The following is a 12,626-nucleotide window of genomic DNA, read 5'->3' as shown; positions in this document are numbered from 1 at the left end:
CCTGGCAGAACTCCGCTGTCCCCGAATCCGGCGGAGCCATGCCCGAATCCCTGCGTCTGTCGTCGAAGTCTGTTGTACGACAAAGGAACTGTCCCGCTTTGCCGGGTTTGTCGCTCATGTCCCCAGGTCACTCCCCTGGGTGATCTGCCGCGTACGCATAGTCCGTTCGGACCATTCAAGATTGGGCCCCGTGGGGGTGTTGCGCTGTGCCCGCCTTCCGTAACGTCCTCAACTGGCAGCGGTGAATATGCCGCTGCCGCCGTGGGGGAGCCTCGATTCGGGAGAGGACGGCGCCGGCATGGGCTGGGTTACCGACTGGAGTGCGCAGGCAGCCTGCCGCACGACGGATCCGGATGAACTGTTCGTACAAGGGGCAGCGCAGAACAGGGCCAAGGCGGTGTGCACCGGTTGCCCGGTACGTACCGAATGTCTGGCCGATGCGCTGGACAACCGCGTCGAGTTCGGCGTGTGGGGCGGCATGACCGAGCGGGAGCGACGAGCGCTGCTGCGCAGGCGTCCGACGGTCACGTCCTGGCGGAGACTGCTCGAGACCGCGCGCACGGAGTACGAGCGCAGCGCGGGCATTCTGCCAGTGGGCCTCGACGACGACGAGACGTACGAGACGTACGCGGCGGTGGGCTGACGGGCACCCGCGCGCAGGCGATGACGCCGGCGTGCCGGAGTGTGCTGCGCGCTTGAGTCGCTCTGCGCCCAGTACCGGGGCGACCGGGAACGCGGCGCCCGAGTCCGGGCTGCGCGTGGACGACGTGCCGTCCGCGCGCGCAGCGCGGTGCTACGACCCCGCTGCCAGGCGCGTGCCGATCGCGCGGAGACCGGCCAGGTCGTGGACATCGCCCGGAAGGGCCGGGACCTCGGTGACGGGCACCTCGGGGTGGAGGGCCGTGAAACGGTCGCGCGTGCGCTGCTCGCGCGCCAGCACCTGCATCCTCTCGGCATGCAGACGCAGCAGGCCGGCCGTCAACTGCTGCGCGGTCTGCACACCATGGACTTCGTGCACCTCGTGCACCTCGTGCACCTCGTGCACCTCGTGCACCTCGTGTACTTCGGGAACCTCGGACGGTGATCCGGGTGTGTCGGGGGGAACCTCACGTGCTTCGGGGGAGTGATCCACGGCCGGGGATTCGGGAGAGACGGCCGCGGCGTCACGACCACCAGTCTTCCCGGCCCCCTGATCCACAATGCCGGACTCGTCAAGATTTTCCGCGGCCGCGAGCGCCCGCTCCGCGGACAGCCGCGCGGCCTCGCTGCCGTGCACGCGATTGAGGATGAGGCCCGCGAGCGGCATGTCCTCCGCGGCCAGCCGCTCCACGAAGTACGCCGCCTCCCGCAGCGCGTCCCGCTCCGGCGCCGCGACCACCACGAACGCCGTGCCCGGCGCCTGCAGCAGCCGGTAGGTCGCGTCCGCGCGGGTACGGAAGCCGCCGAACATCGTGTCCATCGCGGCCACGAAGGTCTGGACGTCGCGCAGCAGTTGACCGCCCAGCAGCTTGCCCAGCGTGCCCGTCATCATCGACATGCCGACATTGAGGAACTTCATCCCCGCCCGGCCGCCCACCTTCGCGGGAGCCATCAGCAGCTTGATGAACTTGCCGTCGAGGAACGACCCCAGGCGCTTGGGCGCGTCCAGGAAGTCGAGCGCGGAGCGCGACGGCGGGGTGTCGACGACGATCAGGTCCCACTCCTCGCGCCCGCGCAGCTGCCCCAGCTTCTCCATCGCCATGTACTCCTGCGTGCCGGCGAAACCGGCGGACAGGGACTGGTAGAAGGGGTTGTCCAGGATCGCGCGGGCGCGCTCCGCGTCCGCGTGCGCCTCGACGATCTCGTCGAAGGTGCGCTTCATGTCGAGCATCATGGCGTGCAGTTCGCCGTCGCCCTCGATGCCCTTGACCCTGCGCGGCGTGTTGTCGAGCGAGTCGATGCCCATGGACTGGGCGAGCCGCCGGGCCGGGTCGATGGTCAGGACGACGACCTTGCGACCGCGCTCCGCCGCCCGTACGCCGAGGGCCGCGGCCGTCGTGGTCTTGCCGACGCCGCCCGCGCCGCAGCACACGATGATGCGCGTGGCCGGATCGTCGATGAGCGGGTCGACCTCCAGGCGGGCCGATGCGTCCAGCGTCATGAGCCCGCCCCTTGCTTGCGCAGTTCTCTGGCCAGTTGGTACAGCCCGGCGATGTCGACGCCCTCGCTGAGCACGGGCAGTTCGTACGCGCCCAGGGCCAGCGCGTTCAGCACCCGCCGCTGCTCGCGCTCCAGCTCCACCCGCCGGGCGTGCTCGGCGGCCTGGGCCAGCAGCGGGGTGACGAGCTTCGCCGAGCCGGGGACGCCCGCCGCCGTGAGCGCCTCGGCGATCTCGCCGCGGCGGCCGTCCGACGCGTCGCGCACCGCCTCCTCGTCGAGAAGGTGGGGGCGGACCATGTTCACGATGACGTTGCCCACGGGGAGTTCGGCGGCGCGCAGCTCGGCGACGCCGTCCGCGGTCTCCTGGACGGGCATCTCCTCCAGCAGCGTGACCAGATGGACCGCCGTCTGGGGGGACTTGAGCACGCGCATCACGGCCTGCGCCTGATTGTGTATCGGGCCGATCCGGGCGAGGCCGGCGACCTCGTCGTTCACGTTCAGGAAGCGGGTGATGCGGCCGGTGGGCGGCGCGTCCATGACCACGTGGTCGTAGACGTACCGCCCCTGTTTGTCCCGGCGGCGTACGGCCTCGCACGCCTTGCCGGTCAGCAGTACGTCCCGGACGCCGGGCGCGATGGTCGTCGCGAAGTCGATCGCGCCGAGCTTCTTGAGGGCGCGGCCCGCGCTGCCGAGCTTGTAGAACATCTGGAGGTAGTCGAGGAGCGCACGTTCGGCGTCGATGGCCAGCGCGAACACCTCGCCGCCGCCGGACGACACGGCGATCTTGCGCTCCTCGTACGGAAGGGCTTCCGTCTCGAAGAGCTGGGCGATGCCCTGCCGGCCCTCGACCTCGACGAGGAGGGTGCGCTTTCCCTCGGTCGCGAGGGCGAGCGCGAGGGCGGCGGCCACCGTGGTCTTACCGGTACCGCCCTTGCCGCTGACGACCTGGAGCCTGCTCACGTATTCGAGCCTAACCAGTCGTGCACCGGCCTACGCACGAGGCTGCCTGCGGGCTGCGTCACGTGCCCGCCCCGGGCTGCTTCACGAAGCGGCCGGGGGGTGCGGCTACAGTCGGCTCCATGACCAAGTGGGAATACGCGACCGTGCCCCTCCTCGTGCACGCGACGAAGCAGATTCTGGACACCTGGGGCGAGGACGGCTGGGAGCTCGTCCAGGTCGTGCCCGGGCCGAACAACCCCGAGCAGCTGGTGGCCTACCTGAAGCGGGAGAAGTCCTCGTGAGCGGCGTGGTCGAGCGCAGGCTCGCCGAGCTCGGTCTGACGCTGCCGGAGGTCGTCCCGCCGCTGGCCGCCTATCAGCCGGCCGTGGTCTCGGGCGCGTACGTGTACACCTCGGGCCAGCTGCCGATGGTGGACGGCAAGCTTCCGGTCACCGGCAAGGTGGGCGGCGAGGTCACCGCCGAGGAGGCCAAGGAGCTCGCCCGTATCTGCGGGTTGAACGCTCTGGCCGCCGTGAAGTCGGTCGTCGGCGACCTGGACCGCATCGCCCGCGTCGTGAAGGTCGTGGGCTTCGTGGCGTCGGCCGCGGACTTCACCGGCCAGCCCGGCGTGATCAACGGGACGAGCGAGCTGCTCGGCGAGGTGCTGGGCGACAAGGGTGTGCACGCGCGCAGCGCGGTGGGCGTCGCGGTGCTGCCGCTGGACGCTCCGGTCGAGGTCGAGATCCAGGTGGAGCTCGTCCAGGACTGAACGTGAGGTCAGTAGGTGTACGGCCCTGGGCCCGCCGGTACGCCGGCGGGCCCGGGGCCGTCGTCGTGCCGCGGCCGGTGGGGGAATCCGCCGCGCCACCTGGTGGCCGGCCGTACCGGCCACCCCTCGAACATCCGCGCGTGAGCGCATAGCATCCGCCCCATGTCCAATGGTCAGTGGTACCCGCCGGAATGGCCCGACCGCATCCGCGCGCTCGCGGCCGGTGAGCTCACGCCCGTGACCCCGAAGAGGGCCGCCACCGTGATGCTGCTGCGCGACGCGGCGGACGGGCCCGCCGTCCACATGCTGCGCCGGCGCGCGTCCATGGCCTTCGCGGGCGGCGCGTACGCCTATCCGGGCGGGGGCGTGGATCCGCGCGACGACCGGCCCGTCGGCTGGGCCGGGCCGTCGCTGGAGATCTGGGCGCGGCGACTCGGCACCGACACCGCGTCCGCGCAGGCCATCGTGTGCGCGGCGGTCCGCGAGACGTACGAGGAGGCGGGCGTCCTGCTCGCCGGCCCGACGCCCGGCACGGTCGTCGGGGACACGACGGGGGACGACTGGGAGGCGGACCGGCAGGCGCTGGTGGACCGGGACGTGTCCTTCGCCGAGTTCCTGGACCGGCGCGGCCTGGTGCTGCGCTCGGACCTGCTCGGTGCGTGGGCGCGCTGGATCACCCCGGAGTTCGAGCCGCGCCGTTACGACACCTGGTTCTTCGTGGCGGCCCTGCCCGAGGGCCAGCGCACCCGCAACGCGTCCACGGAGGCCGAGAGCACCGTCTGGATCCGCCCGGCCGACGCGACCGCGGGCTACGACAAGGGCGAGTTGCTGATGATGCCGCCCACCATCGCCACCCTGCGCACCCTGCGGCAGTACGAGACGGCGGCGCAGGCGCTGGAGGCGGCCGCCGGGCAGGACATGGCGCCCGTGCTCGCGAACGCGCGCCTGGAGGGCGGCGAGGTCGTCCTGAGCTGGCCCGGGTACGACGAGTTCACCAAGCACGTGCCGACCGGAGGCTCGCGATGACCGACGCCGCAGCACTGCCCGGACAGCCCCGCGGAGGCGCGCTCTCCGGGCCCGCCACCGCCCGCGCGGTCAACGTCCTCGCGCCGAACCCCTCTGCGATGACGCTGGACGGCACGAACACCTGGATCGTCTCGGAGCCGGACTCGGGCCTCGCCGTGGTGGTCGACCCGGGACCGCTGGACGACGCCCATCTGCGGGCCGTGATCGAGACGGCCGAGAAGGCCGGCAAGCGCGTCGCGCTGACCCTGCTCACCCACGGGCACCCCGACCACGCGGAGGGCGCCGCACGCCTTGCGGAGCTGACCGGTACGAAGGTCCGCGCCCTCGACCCCGCGCTGCGGCTCGGCGACGAGGGGCTCGCGGCCGGGGACGTGATCACCACGGGCGGGCTGGAGATGCGGGTCGTACCCACGCCCGGGCACACCGCCGACTCGCTCAGCTTCCACCTGCCCGCCGACCGCGCCGTGCTGACCGGCGACACGGTCCTGGGCCGGGGCACGACGGTCGTCGCCCACCCCGAAGGCCGGCTCGGCGACTACCTCGACTCGCTGCGGCGGCTGCGCTCGCTCACCGTCGACGACGGTGTCCACACGGTGCTGCCCGGCCACGGGCCCGTGCTCGACGACGCCCAGGGCGCGGTCGAGTTCTACCTCGCGCACCGGGCGAGCCGCCTTGCGCAGGTCGAGACGGCCGTCGAGGACGGCTTCACGACGGCATCCGAGGTCGTCTTGCAGGTGTACGCGGACGTCGACCGGTCCCTGTGGCCCGCGGCGGAGCTGTCGGTACGGGCGCAGCTGGAGTACCTGCGCGAGCACGGTCTGATCGAACAGGGCTGACCCCAGGGGGTGTCCGGCGCAGCCCGGCCCGGTCGCCGGACAGGCCCGTGACCACGGGGCCGCAACCGGACACCGCCCTCCCGCGTCCCCACCGCCGGTGATGCTTTACGCTCCGCTTGCTTTGCGCTTCGCGACATCCGTCACTGGGGGGATCAAGCCGTGTTCGTCCTGTTCATCATCCTCGTCATCGCCGCCGCGGTGATGTACGCCGTCGCCCGCGGCGGCGACAACCGGGGTCTCAAGATCGGCGCCCTGGGCGCCCTGCTCGCCGGGCTCTTCTCCGGCATGGCCAGCTGTGTCCACGTCGTCAGCGCCTACGAGGTCGGCGTGCCGGTCACGTTCGGGAAGGTCGGCTCTCCGATGACCTCCGGCGTGAACCTCACCTCGCCGTTCACCAGCGTCACGACCTTCTCCACCCGGCCGGTGGACCTCAACCTCTCGGACAAGGACGTCGTCGAGGTGCGCTCCTCGCAGGGCGGTGTGATGTACGCGGAGCTGACCGTGAAGTGGGCGGTCACCCCGGCGAAGGCCGTCGAGCTGTACCGCCTCGCGGGCAGCGAGGACGCGATCCAGCAGCGCCTGGTCTTCCCCGACAGCCGCGAGATCGTGCGCAACGTCTTCGCCCGCCACACCAGTGAGGAGGGCTACACCTCCGCCCGCGAGAAGATCAACGCCGAGATCGGTGAGCTGATCAAGGAGCGGCTCGCCCCGCGCGGCATCGACGTCACCACGGTCAACCTGCGCAACGTGAAGCCCTCGGAGAAGCTGCAGGACCAGATCGACCGCAAGATCCAGCAGCAGCAGGCCACCGAGCGCGCGACGGAGGCGGCCCGTACGGCCAAGGCGGAGGCCGAGCGCCGCCGCATCGAGGCCGAGGGCATCGCCAAGGCCAACCGCATCCTCAACGAGTCGCTGAGCGACAAGGTGCTGACCAACCAGTGCATCGAGGCGTTCCGCGAGGCGGCCGAGAAGAACCCGGTCTACGCGGTGCCCTGCGGCTCCGGCACCGGCAATCCGCTGATCGTGGACGGCAGCAGGAACTGACGCCACGCATGCGAGAGGGCCGCCCGCGCGATGCGGGCGGCCCTCTGCGCAGGTGCGGCGGATGTCAGCGCGAACGCTTGGCCAGGCGCTCCACGTCCAGCAGGATCACCGCACGCGCCTCGAGGCGCAGCCAGCCGCGCTGGGCGAAGTCGGCGAGCGCCTTGTTCACGGTCTCGCGGGAGGCGCCGACGAGCTGGGCCAGCTCCTCCTGGGTGAGGTCGTGGACGACGTGGATGCCCTCCTCCGACTGCACGCCGAAGCGGCGCGACAGGTCGAGGAGCGCGCGGGCGACACGGCCCGGGACGTCGGAGAAGACCAGGTCGGACATCTGGTCGTTGGTCTTGCGCAGCCGGCGGGCGACCGCGCGCAGCAGTGCGGTGGCCACCTCGGGGCGCGCGTTCAGCCAGGGCTGGAGGTCGCCGTGGCCGAGGCCGAGGAGCTTCACCTCGGTCAGGGCGGTGGCGGTCGCGGTGCGCGGGCCGGGGTCGAAGAGGGACAGCTCGCCGATGAGCTCGCCCGGGCCGAGGACGGCGAGCATGTTCTCGCGGCCGTCGGGGGACGTGCGGTGGAGCTTGACCTTGCCTTCGGTGACCACGTACAGGCGGTCGCCCGGTTCGCCCTCGTGGAAGAGCGCGTCGCCGCGGGCGAGCGTCACTTCACTCATCGAGGCGCGGAGCTCCGCGGCCTGCTCGTCATCGAGCGCCGCGAAGAGCGGGGCGCGCCGCAGAACGTCGTCCACGAGTTCTCTCCTTGTCGACCTGCTCAGGGGACGTTGTCCCCATGATGCCGGACCGTTGCCGTGCTGTTCCGGGACTCGGTGCCCCGCGGCGGCATCGTCGGGGATCGGGACCCCCGTAGTAAACAATCGTGCGATCAATCACAACAAGTTTGACGCACTGGCGCGCCCAACCGTGCGGCAGGGGCCCGATTGGGTCGTGATTCACGGGGACCGGCGCGAATGTCGGTGGCGGCCCTTAGGCTGGCCGGGTGTCCAATTCGCCGGTGAGAGCGCAGGCCAAGGGGGCTGGGAGCGTGTCCGGAAACCTGAATTCCGCTGTGGGCGAACAGCTCTCGCCCAGTCCGGACAAAAGGAAGAAAACGGTCAAACCGGAATCGCGTCTGGCCATGGTCCGCCGCGCCCGCCGGATCAATCGCGAGCTCGCCGAGGTCTTCCCGTACGCGCATCCGGAGCTCGACTTCGAGAATCCGTACCAGCTGCTGATAGCGACCGTCCTGTCGGCCCAGACCACCGACCTCAGGGTCAATCAGACGACCCCCGCCCTCTTCGCGAAGTACCCCACTCCCGAGGACCTGGCCGCGGCGGTGCCCGAGGAGGTCGAGGAGCTCATCCGCCCGACCGGCTTCTTCCGGGCCAAGACCAAGTCGATCATGGGGCTGTCCAAGGCCATCCGCGACGACTTCGGCGGCGAGGTCCCCGGGCGGCTGGAGGATCTGGTCAGCCTTCCGGGAGTGGGCCGCAAGACGGCCTTCGTCGTCCTGGGAAACGCCTTCGGGGTCCCCGGCATCACCGTGGACACGCACTTCATGCGCCTCGTGCGCCGCTGGAAGTGGACCGACCAGGACGACCCGGTGAAGATCGAGGCCGAGATGGCCACGATCTTCCCCAAATCGGAGTGGACGATGCTCTCCCACCGCGTCATCTTCCACGGCCGCCGCATCTGCCACGCCCGCAAGCCCGCCTGCGGCGCCTGCCCGATCACCCACCTCTGCCCGGCCTACGGCGAGGGCGAGACCGACCCCGAGAAGGCCAGGAAGCTCCTGAAGTACGAGATGGGCGGCCAGCCCGGCCAGCGGCTCAAGCCCCCGCCGGACTATCCGGGAAAACCGGCCCCGGCCCTGGGCGCGATCGGGTGAACGGCCCCCACGAGGAACGATCCGGATGCCCCGGGGCGTTGACCACCAGGGGGTGCCCATGACGCGCGCAGGCGAAGAGACCTACAAGACGTACGAGCAGTCCGGCAGGCACGAAGAGGTGTCCGTCACCACCGACGGCCTGCCCGACTGGCTCGACCCCGTGGTGCGCGCCGCCGACACCGTCCAGCCGCACCAGCTGAGCCGCTTCCTGCCGCCCGAGAGCGGCCGCGGGCGGCAGTCCGCCGTGCTCGTCCTGTTCGGCGAGGGGCCGCGGGGGCCCGAGCTGCTGCTCATGGAGCGGGCCGGCACCCTGCGCTCGCACGCCGGGCAGCCGTCGTTCCCCGGCGGCGCCCTCGACCCGGAGGACGGCGACCCGGCCACCACGGGACCGCTGCGCGCGGCGCTGAGGGAGGCCGAGGAGGAGACCGGGCTCGACCCCTCCGGGGTCCAGCCCTTCGGCGTGCTGCCCAAGCTCTACATCCCGGTGAGCGGATTCGTCGTCACGCCCGTACTGGGATGGTGGCGCACCCCGAGCCCGGTCGGGGCGGTCGACCCCGCCGAGACCGCGCGGGTCTTCACCGTCCCCGTGGCGGATCTCACGGACCCGGACAACCGCGCGATGGCCCTCCACCCGAGCGGTCACGCCGGGCCCGCGTTCATGGTCGAAGGCGCTCTGGTCTGGGGTTTCACGGCCGGGGTGATCGACCGGCTCCTGCACTTCGCGGGCTGGGAGCGACCATGGGACCGGACCAGGGAGGTCCCGTTGGACTGGCGCGCATGACACGCTGATCCCGTACGAAGCGCACCCCGGGGCGCACAGACGAAGCGGCCGCGCCGCGGACCCGGACCGACCAGCCGGAAGGAGCACCCGGCGACGACACTGCGAGGCTATTGACGGTGAACGTGCTGGACATCCTGTTGCTGGTCGCCGCCGTCTGGTTCGCGATCGTCGGCTACCGCCAAGGCTTCGTCGTCGGCATCCTCTCGGTGATCGGCTTCCTCGGCGGCGGGCTCGTCGCGATCTACCTGCTCCCGGTGATCTGGGCGGCGCTGACCGACGGCGCCGAGGTGTCGACCACGGTCGCCATCATCGCCGTCGTGATCGTGATCGTCTGCGCGTCGGTCGGCCAGGCGTTCACCACCCACCTCGGGAACAAGCTGCGCCGGCACATCACCTGGTCACCCGCCCGCGCCCTGGACGCCACCGGCGGCGCCCTGGTCAACGTCGTCGCCATGCTGCTGGTCGCCTGGCTGATCGGATCCGCGCTCGCCAGCACCTCGCTGCCCACGCTGGGCAAGGAGGTGCGCAGTTCCAAGGTGCTGCTCGGCATCTCCCGGGTGATGCCCGATCAGGCCAACACCTGGTTCGCGGACTTCACCTCCGTCCTCGCGCAGAACGGCTTCCCGCAGGTCTTCAGCCCGTTCGCCAACGAGCCCATCACCGAGGTCCGGCCCCCGGATCCGGCTCTCGTCGGCAGCCCCGTCGCCGCGCGCGCCAAGCAGTCCATCGTCAAGGTCGTCGGTACGGCGCCCACGTGCGGCAAGGTCCTCGAAGGCACCGGCTTCGTCTTCGACGAGCGCCGGGTGATGACCAACGCCCATGTGGTCGGCGGCGTGGACGAGCCGACCGTCCAGATAGGCGGCGAGGGCAAGCTCTACGATGCCAAGGTCGTGCTGTACGACTGGGAGCGCGACATCGCGATCCTGGACGTCCCCGACCTCAGGGCCCGTCCGCTCGCGTTCGCCGAGGACGACGCCCGCAGCGGCGACAGCGCGATCGTCGCGGGCTTCCCGGAGAACGGCTCCTACGACGTCCGCTCCGCCCGTGTCCGCGGCCGGATCAACGCCAACGGCCCCGACATCTACCACCGGGGCACCGTCCGCCGCGACGTCTACTCCCTGTTCGCGACCGTGCGCCAGGGCAACTCCGGCGGCCCGCTGCTCACCACCGACGGCAAGGTCTACGGCGTCATCTTCGCCCGGTCCCTCGACGACGCCGACACGGGCTACGCCCTGACGGTCGACGAGATCCGCGACGACATCACCCGGGGCAGGGCCGCCAACCAGCAGGTCGACAGCCAGGGATGCGCCCTGTAGGGATGCGGCTGGGCCGGGGCTGTCGCCGGCTCAGGCCCGCGGATGCCGCAGTCGCGCGGACACCCAGCGTGCACGGCGCCGGAGAATGCGCGAAATGCCCATCCCCTGCCCCGGATGCTCCTGGCTCTCGTGCTGAGTGCCGCCACTGTCGTGGGAGATCGGCCCATTGGCCGAGCGGCGGTTGCGTGCTGTGTCACCGTAGTCGTGCGTCCAGCCCATACCCGGACGTCTGCCCGGGCCCCATGGTCGGTAACCGTGTCGGGACCCGCCAATTGGCCTATGCGCCGGGCATGTGGCCGTTCGTAGGACAACCGTTCCATCCGGTTCGCCCGGACGGCCCCCGCGGCCTCTCACGCCGCGGGACGGCTCAGCGGTCGGGTTCCGGGTCCTTGAGCCAGCTGATGAGCTCGTTCGAGAAGGCCACCGGGTCCTCCTCGTGGGGGAAGTGACCCAGACCGTCGAACAGCCGCCACCGGTACGGGGCTTCGACGTACTCGCCCGAACCCGCCGCGCTGCGCGTGCGCATCGCCGGATCTAGTGACCCGTGCAGATGCAGCGTCGGCACCCGCACCGGACGCTTCATCCGGCGGTTGAACTGGATGCCGTCGGGCCGGGCCAGCGAACGCACCATCCAGCGGTACGGCTCGATCGAGCAGTGCGCCGTCGAAGGGATGCACATCGCGCGCCGGTAGACGTCGACCGCCTCCTCGTCCAGCGGCTGCGGCCCCGACCAGTCCTCGATCAGCCGGCCCACCAGCGCGGCGTCGTCGGCGACCAGTTGGCGCTCCGGGATCCAGGGCCGCTGGAAACCCCACACGTACGCCCCGGCACGGCTCTGCGCAAAGTCCGACAGCATCGCGGAACGCCAGCGCCGCGGGTGCGGCATCGACGCGACCGCCAGGCGGCGCACCAGTTTGGGACGCATCACGGCCGCCGTCCACGCCAGGTAGCCGCCCAGGTCGTGCCCGACCAGCGCGGCGTCCGGCTCGCCCAGGGACCGGACCACGCCGGTGATGTCGAGTGCGAGGTTGGCCGGGTCGTAACCCCGCGGCGTACGGTCGCTGCCGCCCACTCCGCGCAGGTCCATCGCCACCGCACGGAAGCCCGCGTCGGCGAGCGCGGGCAGCTGGTGCCGCCAGGTCCACCAGAACTGCGGGAACCCGTGCAGCAGCATCACCAGCGGCCCGTCGCCCATCTCGGCGATGTGGAAGCGGGCGCCGTTGGCCGCGACGTCGCGGTGGGTCCACGGACCGTCGAGACGTACGGGGCCGCCGGGGCTGGAAACAGGTGCCGTCATGCTGATGAGCGTGCCACACCCGCGGACCGGGCGTTCGCCACTCCAGGGTCGGCCGCGCCCGCGCCGGTCCTCCGGGTCACACCGTGACCTTGTCCTGCCGGGAGCCGGCCGGGAGCTCGGGCTGCGCGGGGCGGCGCGGATGCGGCTTGGCGTTCTGCAGCACGGCCGCGGTCTCCTTGGCCGAGGCGACCGCCTTCTGCGGGCCCTTGCCCTTCTTCGCCTTCTTCACGAAGACCAGACCGATCAGCGCCAGCAGTCCGGCGACGAGGACGTTGACGGCGAACGACAGCAGGAAGCAGACCGACAGGTGCCAGTGGGTCCAGAACTGGAAGCCGTAGGCGAGCGCGAAGCTCAGCATCGGCAACGAGAAGAGCAGCACCGCGCCCGCAGCGGTGAACGCACCACCGCCGATGCCCGCCTTCTTCACGTCCTGGCGCAACTGGGCCTTGGCCAGCGCGATCTCGTCGTGCACCAGCGCCGACATCTCGGCGGTCGCCGCGGCGACCAGCTGACCGAGACTGCGGTCGGCGCCGGCAGCGTTCGCCGTGGTGTTGCCGCGGTCGCTCATCGCTGACTCCCTCTCCAAAGTTCTACGGTCCGATGT

At 71.2% G+C, this 12,626-nt stretch carries 15 protein-coding genes; 9 read left to right on the top strand and 6 right to left on the bottom strand.

The annotated features are described in order from the left end of the window. Positions 1–298: 298 nt before the first annotated feature. Entirely contained in the window at positions 299–643 is a 345-nt protein-coding gene (locus ACWD0A_RS19735) for a WhiB family transcriptional regulator (RefSeq protein WP_177149633.1), read from the top strand. A gap of 150 nt (positions 644–793) precedes the next feature. On the opposite strand, the gene ACWD0A_RS19730 is transcribed toward ACWD0A_RS19735, so the two are convergent. Together ACWD0A_RS19730 and ACWD0A_RS19725 are read right to left on the bottom strand one after the other, a co-directional pair. Beyond that, positions 794–2,140, bottom strand: a complete 1,347-nt coding sequence (locus ACWD0A_RS19730; RefSeq protein ID WP_451299751.1) for an ArsA family ATPase — start codon at positions 2,138–2,140, stop codon at positions 794–796. Next, positions 2,137–3,099 (bottom strand): ArsA-related P-loop ATPase, encoded by a 963-nt coding sequence (locus ACWD0A_RS19725; RefSeq protein WP_451299749.1) that lies wholly within the window; start codon positions 3,097–3,099, stop codon positions 2,137–2,139. Before ACWD0A_RS19725 ends, ACWD0A_RS19730 begins: the two co-directional genes overlap by 4 nt. Before the next feature lie 119 nt (positions 3,100–3,218). Between ACWD0A_RS19725 and ACWD0A_RS19720 the strand changes: the two genes are divergently transcribed. From ACWD0A_RS19720 to ACWD0A_RS19700, 5 genes are all read left to right on the top strand, one after another. Then, positions 3,219–3,380 carry a DUF4177 domain-containing protein gene (locus ACWD0A_RS19720; protein WP_005314434.1) on the top strand — a complete coding sequence of 54 codons (162 nt, stop codon included), beginning with the start codon at positions 3,219–3,221 and terminating at the stop codon, positions 3,378–3,380. Next, positions 3,377–3,847, top strand: a complete 471-nt coding sequence (locus tag ACWD0A_RS19715; protein ID WP_451299747.1) for a RidA family protein — start codon at positions 3,377–3,379, stop codon at positions 3,845–3,847. Before ACWD0A_RS19720 ends, ACWD0A_RS19715 begins: the two co-directional genes overlap by 4 nt. Positions 3,848–4,009: 162 nt before the next feature. Continuing rightward, on the top strand, positions 4,010–4,873 hold the full coding sequence (locus tag ACWD0A_RS19710; RefSeq protein ID WP_451299745.1) for an NUDIX hydrolase: 864 nt from the start codon (positions 4,010–4,012) through the stop codon (positions 4,871–4,873). Continuing rightward, a complete protein-coding gene (locus tag ACWD0A_RS19705) occupies positions 4,870–5,709 on the top strand; it encodes an MBL fold metallo-hydrolase (protein WP_451299743.1) in 840 nt (279 codons plus the stop codon). Before ACWD0A_RS19710 ends, ACWD0A_RS19705 begins: the two co-directional genes overlap by 4 nt. A gap of 159 nt (positions 5,710–5,868) precedes the next feature. Beyond that, positions 5,869–6,753: a prohibitin family protein gene (locus tag ACWD0A_RS19700; RefSeq protein WP_177149627.1), complete on the top strand. Its 885-nt coding sequence runs from the start codon at positions 5,869–5,871 to the stop codon at positions 6,751–6,753. 64 nt (positions 6,754–6,817) lie between these two features. Here ACWD0A_RS19700 and ACWD0A_RS19695 read toward each other — a convergent pair whose 3' ends face one another. Then, positions 6,818–7,492 carry a Crp/Fnr family transcriptional regulator gene (locus ACWD0A_RS19695; RefSeq protein WP_215183860.1) on the bottom strand — a complete coding sequence of 225 codons (675 nt, stop codon included), beginning with the start codon at positions 7,490–7,492 and terminating at the stop codon, positions 6,818–6,820. Positions 7,493–7,797: 305 nt separating this feature from the next. Here ACWD0A_RS19695 and nth point away from each other — a divergent pair, with 305 nt between their 5' ends. The 3 genes from nth to ACWD0A_RS19680 all read left to right on the top strand — a co-directional run bounded on the left by nth (position 7,798) and on the right by ACWD0A_RS19680 (position 10,725). Then, a complete protein-coding gene (gene nth, locus ACWD0A_RS19690; RefSeq protein WP_451299849.1) occupies positions 7,798–8,628 on the top strand; it encodes an endonuclease III in 831 nt (276 codons plus the stop codon). 58 nt (positions 8,629–8,686) lie between these two features. Then, entirely contained in the window at positions 8,687–9,409 is a 723-nt protein-coding gene (locus ACWD0A_RS19685; RefSeq protein ID WP_451299741.1) for an NUDIX hydrolase, read from the top strand. Between the two features lie 116 nt (positions 9,410–9,525). Then, entirely contained in the window at positions 9,526–10,725 is a 1,200-nt protein-coding gene (locus ACWD0A_RS19680; RefSeq protein ID WP_451299739.1) for a MarP family serine protease, read from the top strand. Between the two features lie 30 nt (positions 10,726–10,755). Here the strand turns inward: ACWD0A_RS19680 and ACWD0A_RS19675 are convergent, their stop codons facing one another. The 3 genes from ACWD0A_RS19675 to ACWD0A_RS19665 form a co-directional block, all read right to left on the bottom strand. Continuing rightward, positions 10,756–10,944, bottom strand: coding sequence for a hypothetical protein (locus ACWD0A_RS19675; RefSeq protein ID WP_451299737.1), 189 nt, complete (start codon positions 10,942–10,944; stop codon positions 10,756–10,758). A gap of 148 nt (positions 10,945–11,092) precedes the next feature. After that, positions 11,093–12,022 (bottom strand): alpha/beta fold hydrolase, encoded by a 930-nt coding sequence (locus tag ACWD0A_RS19670; protein WP_451299735.1) that lies wholly within the window; start codon positions 12,020–12,022, stop codon positions 11,093–11,095. A 76-nt stretch (positions 12,023–12,098) separates the two neighbouring features. Then, positions 12,099–12,590: a phage holin family protein gene (locus ACWD0A_RS19665; protein ID WP_451299733.1), complete on the bottom strand. Its 492-nt coding sequence runs from the start codon at positions 12,588–12,590 to the stop codon at positions 12,099–12,101. Positions 12,591–12,626: the final 36 nt, after the last annotated feature.

The sequence above is a fragment of the Streptomyces sp. NPDC002867 genome (genome assembly GCF_053591895.1).
This window is presented reverse-complemented; position numbering and strand designations above follow the sequence as displayed.